General features: G+C 41.9%; 20 protein-coding genes. 6 read left to right on the top strand and 14 right to left on the bottom strand.

Annotation, left to right across the window (positions count from 1 at the left end; translation table 11 throughout):
• Positions 1 to 20: 20 nt before the first annotated feature.
• The 7 genes from K8B83_RS04920 to K8B83_RS04950 all read right to left on the bottom strand — a co-directional run bounded on the left by K8B83_RS04920 (position 21) and on the right by K8B83_RS04950 (position 7,012).
• Positions 21 to 638, bottom strand: coding sequence for a protein tyrosine phosphatase family protein (locus K8B83_RS04920; protein WP_188736126.1), 618 nt, complete (start codon positions 636 to 638; stop codon positions 21 to 23).
• Positions 639 to 654: 16 nt separating this feature from the next.
• On the bottom strand, positions 655 to 1,362 hold the full coding sequence (locus tag K8B83_RS04925) for a hypothetical protein (protein WP_188736128.1): 708 nt from the start codon (positions 1,360 to 1,362) through the stop codon (positions 655 to 657).
• Positions 1,343 to 3,019, bottom strand: a complete 1,677-nt coding sequence (locus K8B83_RS04930; RefSeq protein WP_188736130.1) for an IMCp domain-containing protein — start codon at positions 3,017 to 3,019, stop codon at positions 1,343 to 1,345. Before K8B83_RS04930 ends, K8B83_RS04925 begins: the two co-directional genes overlap by 20 nt.
• Positions 3,019 to 4,149: a hypothetical protein gene (locus K8B83_RS04935; RefSeq protein ID WP_188736133.1), complete on the bottom strand. Its 1,131-nt coding sequence runs from the start codon at positions 4,147 to 4,149 to the stop codon at positions 3,019 to 3,021. Before K8B83_RS04935 ends, K8B83_RS04930 begins: the two co-directional genes overlap by 1 nt.
• Before the next feature lie 508 nt (positions 4,150 to 4,657).
• On the bottom strand, positions 4,658 to 5,020 hold the full coding sequence (locus tag K8B83_RS04940) for a hypothetical protein (RefSeq protein WP_188736135.1): 363 nt from the start codon (positions 5,018 to 5,020) through the stop codon (positions 4,658 to 4,660).
• A gap of 485 nt (positions 5,021 to 5,505) precedes the next feature.
• Positions 5,506 to 5,940 carry a dCMP deaminase family protein gene (locus K8B83_RS04945; RefSeq protein ID WP_188736137.1) on the bottom strand — a complete coding sequence of 145 codons (435 nt, stop codon included), beginning with the start codon at positions 5,938 to 5,940 and terminating at the stop codon, positions 5,506 to 5,508.
• Between the two features lie 106 nt (positions 5,941 to 6,046).
• Positions 6,047 to 7,012, bottom strand: coding sequence for a LysR family transcriptional regulator (locus K8B83_RS04950; protein WP_188736139.1), 966 nt, complete (start codon positions 7,010 to 7,012; stop codon positions 6,047 to 6,049).
• Positions 7,013 to 7,348: 336 nt separating this feature from the next.
• Between K8B83_RS04950 and K8B83_RS04955 the strand changes: the two genes are divergently transcribed.
• The 4 genes from K8B83_RS04955 to K8B83_RS04970 all read left to right on the top strand — a co-directional run bounded on the left by K8B83_RS04955 (position 7,349) and on the right by K8B83_RS04970 (position 9,700).
• Positions 7,349 to 8,107: a DUF4437 domain-containing protein gene (locus tag K8B83_RS04955; protein ID WP_188736514.1), complete on the top strand. Its 759-nt coding sequence runs from the start codon at positions 7,349 to 7,351 to the stop codon at positions 8,105 to 8,107.
• A 567-nt stretch (positions 8,108 to 8,674) separates the two neighbouring features.
• The gene (locus K8B83_RS04960) at positions 8,675 to 9,019 is read left to right on the top strand and encodes a type II toxin-antitoxin system RelE/ParE family toxin (protein WP_188736141.1); all 345 of its coding nucleotides are present in this window, start codon (positions 8,675 to 8,677) and stop codon (positions 9,017 to 9,019) included.
• Between the two features lies 1 nt (position 9,020).
• On the top strand, positions 9,021 to 9,296 hold the full coding sequence (locus K8B83_RS04965; RefSeq protein ID WP_188736143.1) for a helix-turn-helix domain-containing protein: 276 nt from the start codon (positions 9,021 to 9,023) through the stop codon (positions 9,294 to 9,296).
• Positions 9,297 to 9,460: 164 nt separating this feature from the next.
• Entirely contained in the window at positions 9,461 to 9,700 is a 240-nt protein-coding gene (locus K8B83_RS04970; RefSeq protein WP_188736145.1) for a DUF4440 domain-containing protein, read from the top strand.
• 196 nt (positions 9,701 to 9,896) lie between these two features.
• Here the strand turns inward: K8B83_RS04970 and K8B83_RS04975 are convergent, their stop codons facing one another.
• The 7 genes from K8B83_RS04975 to K8B83_RS05005 form a co-directional block, all read right to left on the bottom strand.
• Positions 9,897 to 10,196 carry a type II toxin-antitoxin system RelE/ParE family toxin gene (locus K8B83_RS04975; RefSeq protein ID WP_188736147.1) on the bottom strand — a complete coding sequence of 100 codons (300 nt, stop codon included), beginning with the start codon at positions 10,194 to 10,196 and terminating at the stop codon, positions 9,897 to 9,899.
• Positions 10,197 to 10,203: 7 nt separating this feature from the next.
• The gene (locus K8B83_RS04980) at positions 10,204 to 10,446 is read right to left on the bottom strand and encodes a type II toxin-antitoxin system Phd/YefM family antitoxin (RefSeq protein ID WP_188736149.1); all 243 of its coding nucleotides are present in this window, start codon (positions 10,444 to 10,446) and stop codon (positions 10,204 to 10,206) included.
• Between the two features lie 835 nt (positions 10,447 to 11,281).
• The gene (locus K8B83_RS04985; RefSeq protein ID WP_188736151.1) at positions 11,282 to 13,216 is read right to left on the bottom strand and encodes a B12-binding domain-containing radical SAM protein; all 1,935 of its coding nucleotides are present in this window, start codon (positions 13,214 to 13,216) and stop codon (positions 11,282 to 11,284) included.
• A gap of 69 nt (positions 13,217 to 13,285) precedes the next feature.
• Positions 13,286 to 13,606, bottom strand: a complete 321-nt coding sequence (locus K8B83_RS04990) for a helix-turn-helix domain-containing protein (RefSeq protein ID WP_188736153.1) — start codon at positions 13,604 to 13,606, stop codon at positions 13,286 to 13,288.
• Complete coding sequence (locus K8B83_RS04995) at positions 13,603 to 14,928, bottom strand: type II toxin-antitoxin system HipA family toxin (RefSeq protein ID WP_188736155.1); 1,326 nt, start codon at positions 14,926 to 14,928, stop codon at positions 13,603 to 13,605. The genes K8B83_RS04990 and K8B83_RS04995 overlap by 4 nt, the downstream gene beginning before the upstream one ends.
• A 149-nt stretch (positions 14,929 to 15,077) precedes the next feature.
• Positions 15,078 to 15,755: a monofunctional biosynthetic peptidoglycan transglycosylase gene (gene mtgA, locus K8B83_RS05000; protein ID WP_188736157.1), complete on the bottom strand. Its 678-nt coding sequence runs from the start codon at positions 15,753 to 15,755 to the stop codon at positions 15,078 to 15,080.
• Positions 15,756 to 15,914: 159 nt separating this feature from the next.
• Positions 15,915 to 16,547 (bottom strand): DsbA family protein, encoded by a 633-nt coding sequence (locus K8B83_RS05005; RefSeq protein WP_188736159.1) that lies wholly within the window; start codon positions 16,545 to 16,547, stop codon positions 15,915 to 15,917.
• A gap of 177 nt (positions 16,548 to 16,724) precedes the next feature.
• Here K8B83_RS05005 and K8B83_RS05010 point away from each other — a divergent pair, with 177 nt between their 5' ends.
• Together K8B83_RS05010 and K8B83_RS05015 are read left to right on the top strand one after the other, a co-directional pair.
• The gene (locus tag K8B83_RS05010; protein WP_188736161.1) at positions 16,725 to 18,002 is read left to right on the top strand and encodes a glycerophosphodiester phosphodiesterase family protein; all 1,278 of its coding nucleotides are present in this window, start codon (positions 16,725 to 16,727) and stop codon (positions 18,000 to 18,002) included.
• Between the two features lie 331 nt (positions 18,003 to 18,333).
• Entirely contained in the window at positions 18,334 to 19,287 is a 954-nt protein-coding gene (locus K8B83_RS05015; protein WP_188736163.1) for a TAXI family TRAP transporter solute-binding subunit, read from the top strand.
• The last annotated feature ends 11 nt before the right edge of the window (positions 19,288 to 19,298 follow it).

Here is a 19,298-nt window from a genome sequence, read left to right on the forward strand (position 1 = left end):
AGGCTAAAACGGTCGCCTTATTAATCCTCTGACGATTGAGTTAGCGATTGCTGAGTTGCTTCTTCAATAAGCTTTTGCCATTGCGGGTACTCTGCAAAGCTTTGTTGCAAGTCGCCCCAGGGCGTCAGTGCCTCGGCCATTGACGGCGCGGTATTTTGGCTGGTCTGATACAAATAATAAAAGGCAGAGGCGCGGTAATTGGCTGCACAATGCACTAGTACTGGTACATCGCCATATTGCTGCATTAGGCTGTAAAACTGCGCTAGGTTCTCTTGGGTTGGGTTTTGCCAGTCCACACTGATATTGTGATAGTTCATACCCAGTTGCGTAACAATCTGCTGCTCATTGGCTAATACATTTGGGTTGTCGTTAGGAATGAGGTTTATCACAGTTTTGATACCTGCTTGAGCAAGTTGTGCAAATTGCGGCTCTGTGGGTAAACCCGAGGTCATCACTTGTGGGTTATTAAATTTAACCGCTTTTATATCACCCAGTTTGCTGGTGTCGATATTTGCCGTACTCTCTGCACCTAACTCCTCCGCACCCAAAACCTCCGCACTGAACACTTCCACGCTGAAAAATAAACTGCATATGAATATGCTGGTGGACAGTAGGTTAAAACCTTGAGATGTGTTCATGTGGCTTCCTTTACTATTAATTTAATAATTCTGGGATTTCGTTAATCTTTGCATCCCCTATAGTGGGCGTTCCATCAATAATTTTTCCATCACAGTTGATGTATATTTTCCCATTGCGACGAACTTGGCTACATTCCTCGGGAATAATTTGTTTTTCAACAGGAACTTCAATTCTTTTCTCTACCGGCACTTCAACTTTTCTGATGACTTCTTTAATTAGTGGGGCTTCCACTGTCCACCTGTAAACTCGAAACAGCAGAAGAGCGAGTAGTGTAATCATCAGCAGTAAAAATAGTACAATTAATATTCGTTTCATCCACTGCCAAATGTGGGCAGCCCTATCTGTTTTGGACTGTTTTTCGAGTGCCTGATAGCGTTGGTCATAATTGTATTTACTATTCAGCTGAGCAGTTCTTTGCTCATCTTGCAATTTCGTTATCTCAAGTTGGATTTCGGCTAATCGTTTACGTTCTTGTTCAACTTTGATCTGTTCTTGGATATCTTCTTTTTCGGCTTTAGGGTCGACTATTTTGACAGGCTCAGATTTTATTGAGTTGCTTTTAGTAATATCGGACGCATTGTTCTGGATATCCATTTTGATTGGGTGTTTATCTGAAGCGTCAACTTTCGTAGCTTTGTCATTGGTCTTGTTTTTGCTCTTGTTCGGTTTATTAAGCTTGGCTATCTCATGACGCCTTAAGTAGCTAAGATCTAGGCTGTGCATGCTGGGCTTCCTCAAAATTGAATACTTCATGCTTATCTTTTGGCTGAGAAACTGTGTCCAACTGATTATCTGCACGTACTGAATTTTGTTGAGTCCTAGCTTCTTGATTTAATATTGGTTGCGCCTTAAGTATTGCTTCAAGTTCTTCGCCCGTAATGCCTTCAGGAACTGGGATTATGCGCTCGTGCACCAATATCTGCGGATCAGGAATAAAGTAGGGCACAGGGACTTCTTTTATTCTATCAATGTAAACTGGGACCTGTTGGTCAACTTTAACTATGCGATCTACTTCAACAGGGACTTCGACACGCACCTCAACGGGGATTTCTTTGATTACTTCCACTGTTTTTTCTACAATAACTTCGACTTCAATAATCTTGTCGACTAGTTTTTCAACTTCAACCAGCACTTCAACAATTTTATCAACTTCCTTTTCGACAATAGTCGGTATCTCAACTATTCGTTCAACTTCTTTGATTCGAGTTTTAGTGCGTCGATTAGCCCACACTCGAAAATAGCGAATTAATCGCATCATTAGTACGCTACGAATATCTTTTTGCTCTTGAAGCACGCAATGTCTTTTAGCATTTTCTCGTTTTTTACGTAATAGTCGTGCACGGAGTTGTCGTGTTAAACGAAGGATTAACTTGTTTGTTACCGAAGATTTTTCACTCAGCTGGTTTCTTCGTTTTTCTCTAGCTTTACAATTTTCAGGCGAATTTAGAGCGTTATATAGATTTAGTAGAAAATACATTGGGTAGATCAATCCTGAGACGAAATTTATAAAAACACCAAAGGGATCTTTAGGTTGCCAGCCGAACCAACCTGTGATTTTTAGTACTATATTGGCATAAATATTTTGTTTTTGTTCAAAGGCAATTTGTGTGCCTGCATTTTTATCACGGTTATATTTTGTCATAGATAAAGATTGATTGATTGTACTCGATAGAATATCTAACTCTTCCTCTTTACGGTTGATACGAGCATCTAGGTTGTTGCGTTGATTACTTAAGCTTTGAAGATCTTGACTAATTCGATTTGCTTCGTCTTCATATTTATCTACAGCAGCCTTGCAGTCTGGAACGTCATTACATACAAGTGCTTTAAGTCGGCGGTCGCTGGCTAGTTGATTGGCGTGGTTAATTTGCTGGTTCTTAAGATCCATGCTTGAGATAATTTCACTGCGTTGCTGGCGTAACTGTTCAAGCTCTTGCTTAATATCAGCTTGTGCATTGCGACTTTGCTCAACTAGTTGCTCATTATTACGGTTATATTCGTTATCAATTTGTACGTTAGTGAAATCTTTGGTTGCCAGATTTGATAGATAGCTGTTAATACCACTGAAGCTTAACGCGAAAAAAGCTAATGTAACTGCGCCTAGTGCCCATTTTAAAATTCGACTAGTGCTAGGCCAATGATAAATAACTTGAGAGCTCCACCATAGCACTGCAAGTTCGGTTACGCCTAGTAGTGCAGCAAATGGGGTTGCTATACCAAACCATTTTTCATCGGGGAATAAGTTGCCATAGCCTTGTACATTAAAAATGACAATCAATATGCCCATAATTAAGGTGAGAAACATAATTGACAAGCTTTTTACTTGCGGCAATTCTAAGTTCAATGTACTCCAAACGCGCTTATTCTGAACTGATTCCATTAGTAGACCTCAACTTGCATATACTTGCTAATCGTGCCGGAGCGTAGGATATACATATCGTCACGACCATACTGTTTCATAAAAATATCATAGAGCGCATGATCCCCTTGGATGTAACTCCAATAAGGCTGATATTCATCATAAACTTGCTTAATAAATTCAGGGGTGTCTTCTTTAGTCGGAATATAAGGTCGATGGAAACCTATCTCAGCACCTTTCTGAATGCGTTTTTTTACACCAGAAGCAAAAATAAAACCACACGAAGAATAACAACGCATATGTTTATCACTGTCGGTAGTCCAGTTATTTTGGCGAATGTAGTTGCCAATCAGTAGTCCCTCTTTCACTAACCCGCCAGGACTGTGGAGCATAAGACGCTTTAGCTCAATACCACTTTCTTTATAAAAGTTGATATAACGCAGCATTTTTTCATGAGCACCCGTCAAAAGTGGCCCTTCACCATAGAGATAGTGACCATTATCATCTTCACCCAGCATAAATATAATCTTATTAGCATGCTGTAAGGGGTGCTTGTATCTATCCGGGGCTCGTATGTCAGGCATGATTTTTGGCAGCGATGGTGGTTCATGCGGTATATTCGATACTTGCGTCGTTTCAGATGCATCATCGTGTTTTTCTGAGCTTTGGTGTCGTTTAGTGTTTGGAACTTGTGGTTTAGACTCTGTCGATGGCGTAGACACTGCTTCAGTGGATATTTGTTTGGTATCTTTTGGCATGTACTCTTTTGTCGTTGGATCAGAAATTGGCAACTCGTATTTTTCTTCTAACGGTTGTCTAATCTTTGTTGCGGGAACCATAAATGGTTTTGTTTGAGTCTCTATTGGTGTTATCTCAGCTGGTTTTGACGGTGTTGAGGACTTCCTAACTGTGTTTGTATCATTTTTTAGCTGATATTCAGCCGTCGCATCTTGATGAGATGTAGCCGTTTTCAATGTACTGGTTAATGGCTTTACGTATTGCTCTTCTGATTGTTGAATTTCAACCGTCATAGACGCTTGCGTAGTGCTACTCTGTTGACTCTTGCTATTTTGGCAGCCTGTAGATAGGAAGATAATAACTATTAATAAATAACTATTAATAAATGGGGCGTGAGTTGATTTTTTCATCATTTCTCTGCTTCGCTTTAACTCAAATATCTCTTAAAGTAATTTTGGTCAGGGTTAAAAGTGAATGGGTCAGCGTTACCTATTATATAAACTAATTACCCAATCGTTTATTTGGAAGATCAAGGGGGGAATAAGCGCTGTGCTATAGCTTTGTGTAAATGATAGCGCTGTGGTTATAGATTCATCCCTGATTTGATTCTTTCAGACTAACTCTTTCATAAAAAAGTCGTCTGAACGCATTCCTTCTTTGCTGAAACAATAACTGGTTTTTACGCTTATATTCAATATCTTTATAGCTATTTTATAACAATTATTTCATTGAATAAGTATGGGTTGCCTTAACAGCTTTACAAATGGTGACTTTGTCGTGGAAAATCTGTTTGTTTAGATTTTAGCAGGGGCCTGATTAAGCTAAAACAACAATTTATTCTGCCCCTACTTGTAGTGGTCACCTAAACAGAAAAAGGCTAGCTAACATATAAGCACACTCGAATACAGTCTGCAGATAAAACTAAGTACACCGAAAATAAATATATGTATATGTTGAAGATAATGTTTGAGCAGTAAAACCTGTACTGGTCTCGTTTATAAAGGTTGTAGGTGTTGTTTCTGAATCGGCCTCATCTACGAGCTCATACTTGCCATTGCATAGGTTATACATTTTCTTATATGCATCTTCTCGTCTTGCTTCTCTAACGAATTCAGCACCTTCGTTTAGATATCGCATAATACCAATATTATTAGCTTTAGGTGTTTCATTTTGAGGTGCATATTGGCTTTGTTTAGATACTTCACCAGGTTTCCTTAATATATCAGCAGAAGTGCAGCCTGAGAGGAAGATAATGGTAGCGATCGGTACAATAAAATATTTCATAAACATCCTTGAAAAAACTATCGTTGTTTTACCTATAAATACTTTTTAAACTAGTGAATCTATAAATAGTTCACATTATTTTAATTTTATATATTTACTTGATAATTATCAAGAATTAGGTTTTTTTTGGGGCAGGATTTAGTTGGGTTCTAAACTAAAGTATAACCTAGTCAAAGTCTTCATTTATATTGTATGCGTCCGGCAACTATGCTTGCTTTGTTTTACCAGTCAGGGTAAGAGATTGTTGAGGTCACAATCAGGGTCTGTTACTTGTTCTAAGTAGTATTCGGTTTAATCGAACGGTTTGACCTTATTCGCTTTTGCCGTTTCTATGATGCTGTACAAAAAAAGCAAACACCTGGATTCCGGCTTAACTGCATTGCCGGAACGACGTTGAAAAATAGGATTAGTCTACTTGCACCCCATTAACCATTTTGTGCTGATTGATAATAACTGCATTGCCGGAACGACGTTGAAAAGTAGGGTTAATCAACTTGCATCCAATCGACTTGAACACCGGCTTGCTCAAACATATCTTCGCTGACTTTAATTTTGTCGCCCCAACGTGACAGAAAATCGTCGTTGGGTTTTGGGCTATGTACTGCGCGTAATCCAGTTTGGATAATCTTGGCGGCGCAGTTAGGGCAGGGGAAGTGAGTTACCCAAATCTCACAACTACTAAGATCTCGCTTGGCATGTAATATGGCATTTTCTTCTGCATGGAGTGTTTTTAGCAGTTTCATTTCGCGGTTATCGGTTTCAGCGCTGTCAGATATTCCGTGAGGATAACCATTAAAGCCTAGCGAGACGATGCGATTGTTTTCGGTGATGACCGCGCCGACTCGGGTGGAGGGATCTTTACTCCAAGATGCTACGAGTTCGGCCATTTGTAAAAAACGTATCGCCCATTTTGTCATCATCTTTTTGCCGTTCCTATGCGTTATTTATTACGTTAACGATCACGTTAACAGTTGCTTTAACTATTACTTTAACTAGGCGCTATTTTCTATGCAGAACAGTGATAAATCAACCTTCAATTGATTCATCTGTTGGCCACTCGTGTTCGGCTAGAATATGGTTTTCAACGAGTTCAGCTCTCAGCCCATTAATTTTTTGTTTTAGCTCATCGCGGATCAAACGGATAGCGGGTGTGATCATCTGCCTGCTTGGTAATACTAACCATAATTCTGTCACTGGGATTTGGTAATCTGGCATCACTCTTTGTAGTCGTCCTGCTAGCATGTCTTGGGCGACATCAATAGCTGATTTTTTTGCAATGCCAACACCGTCAACACACCAGCGGCGCACCAGATCGCCATCGTTACATGCCCGATTACTGGTCATCTTAATTTTATGCTCTTGGTCGCCATGAAGTAACAACCAGCTGTCATGGGTCACTTTATACAACTTATAAAGTAATGCATTGTGTTCCATGAGTTCGCTTGGATTAGTTGGTGTGCCGTGTTTGGCGAGGTACTGAGGTGAAGCACATAAAAAATGTGGGATGTTACAGATTTTAAAACCATAAAAATTCGACTCGTCTGCCGCGCCTGCGATCATTGCTCGTAGCGCCACATCAACGCCATCACGATAAAAATCAACTTGGGTATCACTAATATGTAGACGTAAAGTCACATCGGGGTGGTGCGCTAACACATCATTGAGTAACTCTCGCATAAGATTGCGGCCCATCTCCGACGACATCGCCATGCGCACTTCGCCATTGATAGATTGACGTTCGTCGTTTATCGCGAACTGGCCTTGCTGCAATAAATCCAGTGCTTGCTGACATAATGGAAGATAACGTTCGCCCTCAGCAGACAAACGTAATTGCCTCGTGGTGCGCACAAATAACTGCACCCCGACTTCATTTTCTATACGCTTTAACGCAATACTTGCAGCAGAAGAGCTAATATCGAGTTGATTAGCGGCAGCTGTGATAGATTGAAGTTCTGCGATTTTAAGCAGTACCCGTAAATCAGCAATCTTCATGTATCTTCCTGTTGTATGTCTATTCTTCCAAAAGCAGCTTAATGAGCATCAGTTTTGCAACGTAATGTTAATACGAAACGCTATCTGATTATCCACGTTTTCGCGAAAGTATATTAAAGATTACCCCGTTTATCGAATAAATATAAAAGACTATCATGACTACATTATTTCGATGCACATACCGATTTACCGCTAAGATACCAATATCGCTGAGGCGTTATAAATTGATTTTTGTTTATGCATCGATGAAAGCAAGACCACTTTTTCTTTTAATATGATGGAATGTAACTCATGAATAGATTAACAATGACCGCTATTGCAGGCCTTTTAGGTGCGATGACTTTACCCGTGATGGCAAATGACCATACTGTTATTTCTACCGACAATATTGATTGGGGAATGCTTAATCCTGCACGCGGTGACGCCAGCCCGAAAGCGGCAGATCTGTGGGGTGACCGTACTAAAGACGTGGCGACCGGAATGCTGGTGAAGTTTAAGAAAGGCTTTTCATCTCCACCTCATATTCATAACATCACTTACCGCGGTATCGTGATTGAAGGCTTAATGCATAACGATGACCCAGGTGCCGATACTATGTGGCTACCAAGCGGATCGTTTTGGACTCAACCTGCCGGTGAGAACCATATCACCGCCGCCAATGGCGACGATAATCTTATTTACCTCGAAATCGACAGCGGCCCATATTTGGTTAAACCAGTAGATCAAGCATTTGATAATGGTGAACGTCCGATTAACGTGTCTGAAAACAACTTGTTTTGGTTAAATGTAGATGACGCAACCTGGCTTAAAGCGGGCAATGCCCAAATCAGTTACCTATGGGGCAAACCAGACGCCGCCAATGGCAGTTTTGTTAAACTCCCTGCTGGTTTTAAAGGCACGATTGAAAGCGACAGTGCACTTAAAGCTGTAGTGGTAAAAGGCAGCGCAACCTATCAATGGGATAATCAAAAAACGTTAACAGCATTAACGCCAAGCAGCTTTTTTAGCTCAGATACACAGGGTAAACATGTGATTGATGCTAAAACGGAAGTGGTGCTGTATGTCAATTCGACAGGATCGTTTAACGTAAAATAGCTTTTTGTTAGTAATGGCCTAATCAGAGTAAAACCGTGCCACCCATTGTTAATTTTTGACCGAGCTTTGTAGTTTCTGCAGATTAAGATAATGCCGATAAGGTGAATCATGATTGATTTACGAGGCGACCGTCCGCCCCATGGACGGGGCGGCTGAGCTACAAGGACTTTATATTTCAAAAGAAGTGCTGCGTGTCGTTGAGTGAATGTCATGGTTCGCCACTAAAGTGAACTTAGACGGTTCTACTTTTATTTTGACGAAGCATAAACACCTGGATCCCCGATAAAAGCACTCGAGGATGACGGCGTAGAGCTGGATTCATTCCGAAGAATATAACCGTACCACCCATTGTTAATTTCCATTTGCTAGTAGTTAACGTTTAATAACAGCATGTTATTTAAACGGTGATCTCCCTGCAGAGGACTTTCACCTCATTCGTTGATGCCCATGATGGGCGTACACAATTCAATCCAGCCTACCGCTAGCGTGTCGACTGATTAAGGTGTTAACTGTACAAAGCGAAAAATTCCAGCTTGCAAAAGTTCACATTGGTGTTAACATTTGTGTATGAGAAATATAGACTTTTATACTACCGAAGACGGTAAATGTCCGATAGCCGAATTTTTAGATTCACTTTCGGGTAAGCAAGCGCAGAAAGTAGCTTGGGTACTTCAGTTAATTGAAGAATTGGACAATATTCCAACAACATACCTTAAAAAACTGGTTAATACTGACAATATCTGGGAAGTGAGAGTACAAGTTGGTGGGAATATATTTCGTTTATTAGGCTTTTTTGATGGTGATAACTTAGTTGTTCTTAATCATGGTTTTCAAAAGAAAACACAAAAAACGCCACCAAAAGAAATCAAAATTGCAGAAAGCCGTCGTAAAGACTATTTAGCGAGGAAATAATATGAGTGACTTAAAAAAATATTTAGCTAACCGTAAAGCAAGTGACATCGATTTTTCTGACGGATATGAAGAAGGTTATCAATCATTTAAATTTGGTGCCTTGTTGAAAGAAGCGCGTAAAGATGCAGGATTAACTCAGGTCGATCTAGCAACAAAGCTCCAGACACAAAAAAGTGCTATATCACGAATAGAAAACCATTCAGATGATGTTAAATTATCAACCCTTGAACGCTTTGCCTCTGCATTAGGTAAAAAATTAGAAATTCGCTTGGTGTAAGGAATACAGTTAACTAATAAGGATAGGCCGTGTGAAGCCGCGTCCTTATTCCAAGTGTACTTTTGTAACGCGAATAGCCCGAACACGTGAGAATGACTCTTTATTATGTAAATAACAGCGCTAGAAAATGCTCGGTTTGAGGCGTTAAGGTGATTGGAGAGTTAATGCAAAATTTAAAGTGTGAACTAATAAAGCTTGAGCAACTCTTATTAAGATCAGATGTAAGGGCCTCGCGAGAAGAACTAGAACGATTATTAGCTGACGATTTTATGGAAATTCCAAGCACAGGCATTCCATTTTATAAAACTGATGCTTTAAACCGAATACCAGATGAAGTTAATCCAGAGTTTACTCAACAAAACTATGAACTGAGAGTACTATCAGAAAATGTAATGCAGCCGTGATGACTTCAAAGGCATTTGGGTGCGCAATTCGGGCGCATTGGCAAATGGTTTTTCATCAAGGCACTCCCTGTGAGCCATTTACAATATCAACTCAACAAGCAATTCTAGCTGACGCCTTCGGAGCAGCTGAATTGGGCGTTTTAGTTTGTATGGATACAATCCCGCCCCAGTTATGATCTTTAGGGTGAAAGTCGTGTTATTTCAGATGATTCTGGGGTAGCTGTGATTGACCTAAGACAGCAACGACTAAGATAAAGTCATGTTCTTTGGTGAAATAAGCAGTGTGTTTTCCAATCGGGAAGTAAAAGCCATTTGGGTATATGTCGTCACAGCTTCTTCCAAAACCGGGGTTATCAGCTAGCATTTGAAACCCTGATAGCAGAGAGTCTTTGTAGTTGTGCCACTGCAATTCAGAAAAGTTTTCAACAGTGTAGTTTTTTACTTTGCGCAAGTGATATTGCGCTAAGTTACTTAGCTTGTATTTGTTCTTTTGCATAAGTTAGTTATAGCGAATTCAGAAAGCTTTCGCCATCAACAGCGTTTTTATTGTCCAAGTCTTCTTTCGCAGACTTAAAGCAGTGTTTGAGGTACTCAACTTTCATAGCTTCTAGCTCTTCAAAGTCACGCATGGACATGACAACGACAGTATCTTTACTGTTTTTGCTAATTTTTACTGGCTCACGTTGTGCGCTTAAAAGTAGTTCGCCGAAATTTCGTTTGGCATCATTCGCTGTTAATGTATGCATGGTCAGTTCTCAATTGAGGGTACAGTTAGATTATAATAGATCGCATGAAATGTTCAATTTAATTAAATCGTGTGATTTGTGCGGTATGCAAACTAACTAACAAATAAGGATGGGCCGTGTGAAGCCGCGTCCTTATCCTAAGTGTACTTTTGTAACGCGAATAGCCCGAACACGTGAGAATGACTCTTTATTATGTAAATAACAGCGCTAGAAAATGCGCGGTTTGATGTGCTAATTTTCTGTAGCCAGTAAGCCCTATTAGCCTCTTTGCTAATTTTTTAACAGTATATTTCAGTATCTTAAATTAACTTTTTCATCGTATTGATTAAGCCATTATCCTTATTATTTTTCAGCGTTAGGTAATGAGCCGTAAGTTTGTCGGTTGAATTTAATCGTGTCATCCATTGTTAATTTTTGACCGAGCTTTGTAGTTTCTGCAGATTAAGATTATGCCGATAAGGTGAATCATGATTGATTTACGAGGCGACCGTCCGCCCCATGGACGGGGCGGCTGAGCTACAAGGACTTTTTATTTCAAAAGAAGTGCTGCGTGTCGTTGAGTGAATGTCATGGTTCGCCAATAAAGTGAACTTAGACGGTTCTACTTTTTTTGACGAAGCATAAACACCTGGATCCCCGATAAAAGCACTCGAGGATGACGGCGTAGAGCTGGATCCCCGATAAAAGCACTCGAGGATGACTGCTTAGAGCAGGATTCCTTCCGGTAACGTCCTTGAGCCGGGATCTTAGCATTGCCGTAAAGGCAGAGTCTTAGCATTGCCGGAATATGACGAAATCAGGTAATGACTGTTGGGGTTAACCCAAGCCTGCCTATTTACTCTTCATGACTTAAAATAAAATTACTAATGGCTTTTGATATCATGTCTTTTTTCATTGTGGTGCGTGTTACTGGTTGGTCAAACCAAAAGCTCATGGGTTGGTCGAAACCGATACCGTGCATGTAGTTGTAAAGTGCTTTGCGCAGGCCTTCGCCGAGCATGTCGTGATCTGTGCCGGTTGGGTCGGTAAAGTCGACATCGTTTTCAGCAAAAAATACTTCTGGGCGTGGATCTAGGGTGATGCCAAACTCTTCCGGGTTCATGCCGATTGGGCTATGGGCGGTGGCAACAAAACGGTGCCAGTAGGCCGACTGAAAACAGCCTTGTTGCATCAACTGACGCACCATTTCTAATGCATCAACGGTTTCTTGCTCGGTTTGCGTTGGGAAGCCATACATTAAATATGCGTGTACCAAAATGCCCGCGTCGCTAAATGCTTTGGTAACCTGGGCGACGCGCTCAACACTGACGCCTTTTTTCATCAGCTTTAATAATCTGTCTGACGCGACTTCAAGGCCGCCGCTGACGGCGATACAACCAGAGTCTGCCAATAGCTGACAGCGTGCTGGGCTAAAGGTGCGCTCAAAGCGAATATTGCCCCACCAACTGATCACTACGTTGCGTTCAATTAATCGTTTTGCAAAAGCAAATAAGGTTTTGGGTGGCAAGGCTTCATCAACAAAATGAAAACCAGTTTGTCCGGTTTCAGCAATCAAGGCCTCGATGCGGTCGACCAAAACATCTGCGCCTGCGGTATCGTAGCGGTCGATATAATCTAGGCTGACATCGCAAAAGCTGCATTTACGCCAATAGCAACCATGGGCGATGGTTAATTTGTTCCAGCGACCGTCACTCCATATGCGGTGCATTGGATTGAGCATTTCGCATAACGACAAATACTCAGTTAATGGCAGACCATCGTAAATTGGTGCGCCGACTTCAGATTGTGGAATGTCGTGCAGCTCAGTATTTTGATTAAGATGAACATAAGGCTCGCCGTTTTCATCTTCTGCCAGAAAGTAAGTACGTACTAGCTCATCGACTTCGCGCTTGCCTTCAAAGTACTCAAGTAACGTCATTAGTGGACGTTCGCCGTCGTCGAGACAAATAAAGTCGACAAATTCGAATATGCGTGGGTCTTTTAATGCCCGCAGCTCAGTATTAACAAAGCCGCCACCCATTACCACAGGCAGCTCAGGATTAATGGCTTTACAGGTTTGCGCAATGCGTAATGCGCCAAGCATATTACCAGGGAAAGGCACGGTTAAGGCGACCACACTTGGCTGGGTTTCTTCTAAATATTGCTCAACGAGCTGCTCTAAAATATCCGAACTAAAGCTTGGTTCACCCGTTAAGGTGTTGTAAAGGTCGTCAAATGTTGGGTTAGCTGCGGCGAGGCGCTCACCATAACGGCTGACCTCAAAGTAAGGGTCAACACCTTGGGTGATCACGTTCGACAGATCGTTAATAAATAACGTTGCCAAGTATTTAGCTTTATCTTGCACGCCAAGGTTACCAAAAGCGGCTTGCAGTACGTCGCCCGACACGGCTTCCATTTGTGCTATGGCGTCAAAGGCTGGGCCTTCGGGTAAAAAGCGACGGGTGTTAATGCGCATGGCTAGGCTTGGGTCTTTGCCTTGCAAAAAGCGAATAGCAGGCTCAACGGTGAGGTGGTAACGATCAAATTCGGCTAAAAAATTAAAAATAACATCTGGCAATTCATCGTCTTCAAATTGCTCAAAGTTTTCTTCTACATGCTGACGGATCACCTCCAGCGCAGGCGCTGTCATCATTTCAAGAAACAACTCAATGGCAGGATCTCGTTGTACCGCCTCATAGCCGCGTGAGCGTAAAAAACCCGTTAAATACGCCGTTGCCGGATAGGGCGTATTCAATTGGGTCATTGGAGGGGTCATCAGAAGAACGGTCATAGCCTGCCTTTATCGTAAAGCCTACAGAAATAAGGCTGCATTCTAGCAGCAAATATGGCTCAAATCCTGTTAATTAAGGCTTTCATCTTGCTTAGTGTCAGTCATAACGTATTTGGCGATATGAGTATTGATCGGCGTCAGCCCAGACTTCATACCAAGGGGTTTGAATACTTTGTCGATAATACTTTGTGCCTGACTTCCCTTGTCTTGTTCTATATCAGTTAAGGTACGCCGACTGACGCCAACTAACGCAGCGTAGCGAGTTTGAGACATTCCCAGCACCTCTTTTCGCAAGCGCTTTAGCATTTCTCCCTGGCTGACCTCACCTAATAAGTGTTGCTGTAATAGCGTTATCAGCAAAGACTGACGTTGTTCTGCTGTCATGTTCATATTAGCCCCCAGCGTGCTAATTTAGTGTCTAACCATTTAACTTGAATGACATCTAAAACGCGTTCGGGAACGCCTCTAGCGTGTAAACGTTGCTGTAAGCCAACGAGTTTCTCAGCTGTTTTTTTGAGAGCTAACAATGACGTTTCACCCGGACATAAATCATTGAGTTCATCTGTAATCGCTTGCCAACGGTATTCGCCACCTTCTTCAAAAGGAGGATCCCATTTTGTCGTTCTAGTAACATTTTCTGGATCAAGTTTCATCGGTGCAAAGTCATAAATAGGCGATAACCAAATGTTGTTAGGCTGTTTAAGAAGCGCCGTGTTACGACCATGATTATCAGAGTTACCAAAGGCGATATTTAGCAAATCGCGTGTTAACCATTCACAGACAAAATCAGCTGTATTAAATGTGTTTGACTGCTTTTGTAACACAGAGCATACAGATCGAATGACCATAAAATGATTGAGATAACTCCCTGCAGGTTCATTTAAAACAGAAAAAATAGACTCAAGTCCGAAGCGTTCCCAGTGGTTTCCATTCCAAGCAGTGTCAAATCTAGGTAACCATAATGATGGATAGCGACTGCCTTCAAGTAACTTCATATCCTTGATACTAATGGTATTAAACCCCATGGCTGTGAGTTCATGATAGAAGTGATACTCGGCACGTAAAATGTCACAATCATCTTGTGTTCTACGCCCTCTGGGGAACTTAACTAGATAATGTGCATCGGCGATATCGTGTTGGGTTTGAAAAGTATCAATCCATATTTCATCTTGCTCAGAAACGCGTAACAATAGTTTAGGAGCCTCGCCACCGGCGCCAGTCGCCCCACCGCTAATCGCACCCATTTCTTGAGCATATTCTAGAAAATTTGACTCCCGCTCAACGATATCATTAACACTGAATTTGCGAAGATGAAGCGTTGAGTCTGGTGGTAGAGTAGGCAAAGATTGCTTAATTCTTAAATTACCCACAGGGGCAATGGTTGCTTTTTCAAGTAAAAATGAATCTTGCTCTGCAGGCGATAATAATTGAATTCCCCAATAGTTAACTAAATAACGGCGAGCGGCACCAGCAGGGGCAATATCTTCTAAAAAACCGAACCATCGGTCTGCTTCATGTTCAATCATGATCTGTATTGGCAGGGTTAAACTACAAGCATGTTCATCATTGTAGTTTAACCAATCAACAGCATAGTCTAGTTCATACCCTAATCGAGTTTGGCTGCTTAGCCCTTTTTTAGGGTTCACTAGGGTTAATGAGGCAATATCAAGCCATTGTTGTTGTATCAAAGCTTGGATAGTGAGCGTTTTCATAACAAACCTATAATGAGCATTATATTGCTCATTATAGACACTAAAAATGTTTTTTGAGAATTATATTGCTCATTTTTGTAGTAAAAATCGAATAATGAGCAATATATTGCTCATCTTGTGCTTTTTAAGAGGCGTTCTTTAAGCTCAGGCTATTTAAGAATAGGGGTTAAATAACCCATGCCGAGTTGACGCATTTGCCGCTCAACCCACACAACGCGTTGGCTAAGATACGGGGTTAAGTAGTTTGGGTTACGATTACGTGGGCTGGGTAATAATACCGCCAGTTTGGCTGCGTCTTTATTACTTAAGTACTTTGCGGGCTTATTAAAATAGTATTGGCTGGCGGCTTCTACGCCATAAATGCCTTTACCAAATTCGGCTACGTTTAGGTACACTTCTAAAATGCGTTTTTTGCCCCAAATAGCCTCAAGGCCCACCGCTAAAAAGGCTTCTAACCCTTTGCGTACAAAGCTTTGTCCTGGCCACAATAAAAGATTTTTTGCGGTTTGTTGAGTAATGGTGCTGGCACCACGTAAGCCCTGGCCGTCATCGTACTGCTCAATCGCTTTGCTGATAGCATTAAAATCGACGCCATAATGTTGAGGGAAGAGCTGATCTTCAGAGGCGACCATGGCAAGTGGTATGTGGATCGGTATTTCATCAATGCTGATCCATTGATGGCTCACGGGGTAATGGCTTTGCAGCATAAATGAGGTGGTGGGTGGCGGTACAAACCTGAGCAACAGTAACAGTAGCGCCAATAACGCTAAAAAACGCCACGTTACGTACCATGTCCAACCGAAAAAACCGCGTTTACGATCTGTCATTCATTGCCTCAAGTTAGGTGTCACGTGATGCTTAACGAGCAAGAGTATAGAATATTGCTAATTAAAGCGAAACGCCTGCACAAGTTTAGGCCTAGCACTAAGACTCTAACACCTAGAATCCCATACCCAACCTCTAGAATCTAATCCCTCTAGCATCACTTAAATCTTCGCCAATACAGTTTGAATGTCTGCCAAACTGGTTTGCCAGTACTGATAATCAAGCTTTATGGGGTAAGCGTGATTGTTGGCGACGAGCACTAAAGAGGGGAATCCCTGGATGGGTAATTGGCGAGCAAAATGAATCTCTGTTTGCAGTTGCTGTTCAATTTGCTCACTTGATAATTGCAGCTTAAATTGCTCAGCATTGATACCTAATGATGCTGCTAAGTCGCACAGTATGTCTATATCAGAGGGGTTGCGTGCATTTAGGTAATAAGCATGTTGTATGGCATTGACCATGGCTTGCTCTTGACCGTATTGGCGCGCGACCAGAGTGGCACGGCAAGCGAGGTAGGTTGAGCGCCGCGGCTTACCGTTGCGCCAAAAATCGTGATTAAACTCGGTACCTAATTGCTGGCTAATCTTTTGCCAGGTTTGTTCAAGCATTTGCTGCATCGACTCAGGCATTGGCTCTGATGAGTCAGGCGCTAAACCGCCAACAAGGTAGGTGACATTTAGTTGCACTGCCAGTTGTAGCTGAAGTTGTTGTTGCAACATGTCCCATGTAGGGCGATATCCCCAGCACCAACTACACATAGGGTCGTGAACATAATACAGTGTTGCTTTAGCCATGGTGACCTCAAGTGTTAATTGTCATATAACTTCATTATTTCATTCATATACAACCAATAGACTAAGGCATCTCAACACTCTATGCCATTCAAATAAGTGGCGAGTACTTGTTGAGTTAAAGGGTGCAACACATCGTCAGTCACGTTAAATTAACGGGTACAGTAAAGGAGTGATGGAATGGCAAGGAACAGCAAAACAGTATTGAGTGCGTTGATAATATTGAGCAGTGTAGTGTGTATATCAGCGTGTAATAGTAACAGCAGCGATAACACATCAACAACCGATGTTGATAAAAGTGTCAGCGCGCAAGTGGGCCCGAGACCACTGTTTTTAGTTGACCAAATGCAAGAGGGTGAGCTTAAAACCCAATTAGCGCAATGCGAGTCTGGCCCATTTTACCGTAGCGACTTTTCTATTGGTCACCGTGGTGCCTCAATGCAGTTTCCGGAGCACACTAAAGAAGCTTATCAAGCGGCCATTGATTCTGGCGCGGGTATTGTTGAATGTGATGTGACTTTTACCAACGACAAAGCCCTGGTATGTCGTCATTCTCAGTGCGACTTAGCTACCACTACTAATATTTTAGCAATACCAGAACTTGCCAATAAGTGCTCGGTGCCATTTACGCCAGCCGATGTTGCAAACGGTGTTAGCGCAGCAGCCACCTGCTGTACTAGCGACATTAGCCTAGCTGAATTTAAAACCTTAAAAGGCAAGATGGACGGCTTTAATCCTAATGCGACAACAGTGGCTGAGTTTATGGATGGCACCCCAAGTTGGCGCACAGATTTATATGCAGGTACCGGTACTTTAATGACTCATGCCGAAAGTATCGAATTGTTTAAATCGGCGGGCGTAAAAATGACCCCAGAGCTTAAATCTGCCAATGTAAGCATGCCGTTTGATGGTTTTAGCCAGCAAGATTACGCACAAAAATTGCTTGATGAATACACCGCTGCGGGTGTTGATGCATCGCAGGTGTTCCCGCAATCATTTAATTTAGATGATGTGAAATACTGGATTGCCAACGCACCAGAGTTTGCTACTCAGTCGGTTTATTTAGACGACCGTTATGATATGGCAGGTTTTGACCCACAAAACAGTGCGACATGGTCTCCGAGCATGGACGCGCTGGTCGCCGATGGCGTGAAGATTATTGCACCGCCATTGTGGATGTTAGTCACCTTAGATGACAATAACGCCATTGTACCGTCTGAATACGCCAATGCCGCTAATGCCGCAGGACTAAAAATTATCGCATGGTCGCTGGAGCGATCTGGATTACTCAGCGAAGGTAACGGTGGTTGGTATTATCAAAGTATTGCAGATGCGATTGATAATGAAGGTGACACCTATGAGTTAGTTGATGTGTTGGCCAAAGATGTGGGTGTGATTGGGATATTTTCAGATTGGCCCGCCACTGTCACTTACTACGCTAATTGCATGGGAATGTAATCAACAGGCCATGGTTTACTGCTAAATCTACTCTCACAAAAACCATGATGAAAGGTGTCAATTTTGTTGGCACCTTTTTTATTGCTTTTTAATAAGCCGACTATACTCAAGCTTCGATTGTTTTTTTATCCTGTTGGATAAAAAACAGGCTTTTGATTGGCTTTTACTCATAGATATTTTTTGAACTGTTAGCGAAGTGACTGAAATCGTGAAATAAATAGTGCTTACGCTCACGGTATTAGCCTTTAGTCTATATAGATCACACTAAAGGTCGGTGTTACGGTATCAACAAATAATATACATAACCATATAAGAAATAAGGACATTGCAGATGAAACTTACCAAACGCTTTTGTATGATCGGCGCTGCGGCTGCGTTATCAATTAGTACTGCGGTCTTGGCCGCACCTACGTTTATTAACATTCTTACCGGTGGTACGAGTGGTGTTTATTACCCTATCGGTGTGGCATTGTCTCAGCTTTATAGTAATGGTATAGAAGGTTCTAAAACTTCAGTGCAAGCGACTAAAGCTTCTGTTGAAAACTTAAACTTATTGCAAGCTGGCCGTGGTGAATTAGCGCTCGCGCTGGGTGATTCCGTGTCTGCAGCCTGGGAAGGCGATAGCGAAGCTGGCTTTAAAGCACCATTGAAAAAACTTCGTGTTATTGCTTCAACTTACCCTAACTTTATTCAAATCGTGGCCAATAAAGATGCTGGTATCAAGACATTGGCTGACTTAAAAGGCAAACGTATTTCGGTTGGTGCACCTAAATCGGGAACTGAGCTGAATGCCCGTGCTATTTTTGCTGCAGCTGGCTTAAGTTACGACGACATGGGTAAGGTGGAGTTTTTACCTTATGCAGAATCAGTCGAGCTAATTAAAAACCGCCAACTTGATGCAACGCTTCAATCATCTGGTCTTGGTATGGCTGCTATTCGTGATTTAGCCGCTACAATGCCAATTAACTTTGTGGCGATCCCTGAAGACGTCGTTGCTAAAATTAATAACCCTGCTTATCAGGTTGGGGTGATTACGGCTAATACCTACGAAGGTCAAACTGAAGATGTGAGTACGGTTGCAATACAAAACTTATTGGTAAGTCACAGTAAGGTGTCTGATGACGTGGCCTACCAAATGACCAAGTTAATGTTTGATAACCTTGAGCGTTTAGGTACTGCACACTCAGCAGCGCAAGACATTAGTTTAGACAAAGCCACTAAAAACTTACCCATTCCATTGCACCCTGGTGCCGAGCGTTATTACAAAGAAGTCAATGCGCTGTAACGCCTAGTTTA

The organism is Shewanella inventionis, from assembly GCF_019931735.1.
Taxonomy (GTDB): Bacteria; Pseudomonadota; Gammaproteobacteria; order Enterobacterales; family Shewanellaceae; genus Shewanella; species Shewanella inventionis.

Bases quoted from the DNA above. Each gene is read 5' to 3' on its own strand.
- K8B83_RS04920 (WP_188736126.1), bottom strand. From the start codon at position 638: ATGAACACATCTCAAGGTTTTAACCTACTGTCCACCAGCATATTCATA.
- K8B83_RS04925 (WP_188736128.1), bottom strand. From the start codon at position 1,362: ATGCACAGCCTAGATCTTAGCTACTTAAGGCGTCATGAGATAGCCAAG.
- K8B83_RS04930 (WP_188736130.1), bottom strand. From the start codon at position 3,019: ATGGAATCAGTTCAGAATAAGCGCGTTTGGAGTACATTGAACTTAGAA.
- K8B83_RS04935 (WP_188736133.1), bottom strand. From the start codon at position 4,149: ATGATGAAAAAATCAACTCACGCCCCATTTATTAATAGTTATTTATTA.
- K8B83_RS04940 (WP_188736135.1), bottom strand. From the start codon at position 5,020: ATGAAATATTTTATTGTACCGATCGCTACCATTATCTTCCTCTCAGGC.
- K8B83_RS04945 (WP_188736137.1), bottom strand. From the start codon at position 5,940: ATGATGACAAAATGGGCGATACGTTTTTTACAAATGGCCGAACTCGTA.
- K8B83_RS04950 (WP_188736139.1), bottom strand. From the start codon at position 7,012: ATGAAGATTGCTGATTTACGGGTACTGCTTAAAATCGCAGAACTTCAA.
- K8B83_RS04955 (WP_188736514.1), top strand. From the start codon at position 7,349: ATGACTTTACCCGTGATGGCAAATGACCATACTGTTATTTCTACCGAC.
- K8B83_RS04960 (WP_188736141.1), top strand. From the start codon at position 8,675: ATGAGAAATATAGACTTTTATACTACCGAAGACGGTAAATGTCCGATA.
- K8B83_RS04965 (WP_188736143.1), top strand. From the start codon at position 9,021: ATGAGTGACTTAAAAAAATATTTAGCTAACCGTAAAGCAAGTGACATC.
- K8B83_RS04970 (WP_188736145.1), top strand. From the start codon at position 9,461: ATGCAAAATTTAAAGTGTGAACTAATAAAGCTTGAGCAACTCTTATTA.
- K8B83_RS04975 (WP_188736147.1), bottom strand. From the start codon at position 10,196: ATGCAAAAGAACAAATACAAGCTAAGTAACTTAGCGCAATATCACTTG.
- K8B83_RS04980 (WP_188736149.1), bottom strand. From the start codon at position 10,446: ATGCATACATTAACAGCGAATGATGCCAAACGAAATTTCGGCGAACTA.
- K8B83_RS04985 (WP_188736151.1), bottom strand. From the start codon at position 13,216: ATGACCGTTCTTCTGATGACCCCTCCAATGACCCAATTGAATACGCCC.
- K8B83_RS04990 (WP_188736153.1), bottom strand. From the start codon at position 13,606: ATGAACATGACAGCAGAACAACGTCAGTCTTTGCTGATAACGCTATTA.
- K8B83_RS04995 (WP_188736155.1), bottom strand. From the start codon at position 14,928: ATGAAAACGCTCACTATCCAAGCTTTGATACAACAACAATGGCTTGAT.
- mtgA (WP_188736157.1), bottom strand. From the start codon at position 15,755: ATGACAGATCGTAAACGCGGTTTTTTCGGTTGGACATGGTACGTAACG.
- K8B83_RS05005 (WP_188736159.1), bottom strand. From the start codon at position 16,547: ATGGCTAAAGCAACACTGTATTATGTTCACGACCCTATGTGTAGTTGG.
- K8B83_RS05010 (WP_188736161.1), top strand. From the start codon at position 16,725: ATGGCAAGGAACAGCAAAACAGTATTGAGTGCGTTGATAATATTGAGC.
- K8B83_RS05015 (WP_188736163.1), top strand. From the start codon at position 18,334: ATGAAACTTACCAAACGCTTTTGTATGATCGGCGCTGCGGCTGCGTTA.